The sequence below is a fragment of the Colwellia sp. genome (genome assembly GCF_013215345.1).
Lineage (GTDB): Bacteria > Pseudomonadota > Gammaproteobacteria > Enterobacterales > Alteromonadaceae > Colwellia.
The window spans coordinates 1-1993 of record NZ_JABSOV010000251.1 but is presented as its reverse complement, the minus strand read 5'-3'; the positions used below and the strand labels follow the sequence as shown (position 1 = coordinate 1993).

General features: G+C 37.1%; 2 protein-coding genes. One reads left to right on the top strand and one right to left on the bottom strand.

The window, feature by feature from the left end:
• Nucleotides 1-133 precede the first annotated feature (133 nt).
• Nucleotides 134-1324, top strand: coding sequence for an enoyl-ACP reductase FabV (fabV, locus tag HRT50_RS18755; protein WP_291617365.1), 1191 nt, complete (start codon nt 134-136; stop codon nt 1322-1324).
• A gap of 127 nt (nt 1325-1451) precedes the next feature.
• Here fabV and HRT50_RS18750 read toward each other — a convergent pair.
• On the bottom strand, nt 1452-1993 hold a 542-nt coding region (locus HRT50_RS18750; RefSeq protein WP_291617363.1), incomplete at its 5' end, for a hemolysin III family protein.

Here is a 1993-nt window from a genome sequence, read left to right as displayed (position 1 = left end):
GTCGTACCTCTATATGCTTAAGGCAGGGTACAATGTGACAAAATTATTGAAAGTCTCTTTCAAACCTTAGCTATGATTTATGCAAATGGTATACGGTAGCTGAGTCACTAATATAAATAAAAAAGGTTTACTTATGGTTATCAAACCAAAAATTCGTGGTTTTATCTGTACTAATGCTCACCCTGTAGGTTGTGAAGCGCATGTGAATGAGCAAATTGCTTATGTAAAATCGCAAACATCTGCGACTACTGGTCCTAAAAATGTTTTAGTTATTGGTGCTTCTACTGGTTATGGTTTAGCTTCACGTATCACATCAACTTTTGCTCATGATGCTAAAACTTTGGGTATTTTCTTTGAAAAACCACCGACAGAAAGAAAAACCGCTTCTGCTGGTTGGTATAACACTGCAGCTTTCGTAAAAGCGGCAGATGAAGCAGGAATTTACGCTAAGAACATTAATGGCGATGCTTTTTCTCATGAAATAAAAGCAAAAGCGATTGCAGCTATTAAAGCCGATATGGGCAAAGTCGATTTAGTTGTTTATTCATTAGCTTCTCCACGTAGAACTGATCCAGATACCGGTGAAGTTTATTCTTCTACGTTAAAGCCAATTGGTCAAAGTGTTACCACTAAGAACCTTAATACCTCAAAGCGTACTATTGATGAAATATCTGTTGAAGCAGCAAATGAAGCTGAAATTCAAGGTACTATCGATGTAATGGGCGGTGCTGACTGGGAATTATGGATGAACGCGCTAGCTGAAGCAGGTGTATTAGCAGAAGGCGTTAAAACTGTAGCTTACACTTACATTGGTAAAGAATTAACTTGGCCAATTTACGGTAAAGCTACCATAGGTAAAGCCAAAGAAGATTTAGACCGAGCTGCAACAGCAATTAATGCAGCAACGGCTGATTTAAATGGTAAAGCCCGTGTTACCTCATTAAATGCCGTAGTAACGCAAGCAAGCTCTGCCATTCCAATTATGCCGTTATACATTTCAGCAATGTTTAAAGTGATGAAAGCTGACGGTACTTATGAAGGTTGTATCGAGCAAATTGCTAACTTATTCAAAGAGAACATTTACAGTGACTCGCCACGTTTAGACGAGCAAGGCCGTTTCCGTCAAAACTATAAAGAATTAGAAGATAGCGTTCAGCAACGTGTTACTGATATTTGGAACAAGGTCGATACTGATACTATTGATGAGTTAACAGATTATATTGCTTATCATCAAGAGTTCTTAAAGCTGTTTGGTTTTGGTATTGAAGGTGTTGACTATGACGCTGACGTGAATCAAGAAATAGCAATTAATAACCTTATATAGTTATATAAAGTAGTTTCCAGCTTTCGGGCGACAAACGTAAACATTAAAAAGCCGCACTCTTTATTATAACTAATAAAGAGTGCGGCTTTTTTGATCTTTTTATTAGTATGTTTAACTTTTATAAATGCTATACATACCAATAAATCATCAAGAAGTGACAAGTGGCGCCACCTAAAACAAAAAGGTGCCAAATAGCATGGGTATAAGCTACAGATTTTTTGACATAGAATAATACGCCCAGACAATAAATTAGCCCACCTAATGCCAATAGACTAACCGCTTGTTCAGGTAGAGCCTTATATAGTTCACCTAGAATGCCTAGGGAAATAAAACTCATGGCTAAATAAGTGCATAAGGATATTTTTTTGTATTTATTGCCAAACTTTATTTTAAAAATAATACCCGAAATAGCCAACAGCCAGATAATAGTCAGTAAGCTATAGCCAAGTGGACCGGCTAAAGTGATGGCGAATAGTGGTGTATAGGTGCCGGCAATAAGTAGGTAAATCGCACAGTGGTCGAGTAATTTGAATACGCTTTTAGCGCGTACATTGGTCAAGCTATGGTAAATAGTTGATGCTAGAAAGAGCAAAATACCACTGCTAGCAAAGACACTAAAACTGATGATGCGATTAATATCACCATGGCTATTTTTTAACAATAAAAATA

Bases quoted from the DNA above. Each gene is read 5' to 3' on its own strand.
- fabV (WP_291617365.1), top strand. From the start codon at position 134: ATGGTTATCAAACCAAAAATTCGTGGTTTTATCTGTACTAATGCTCAC.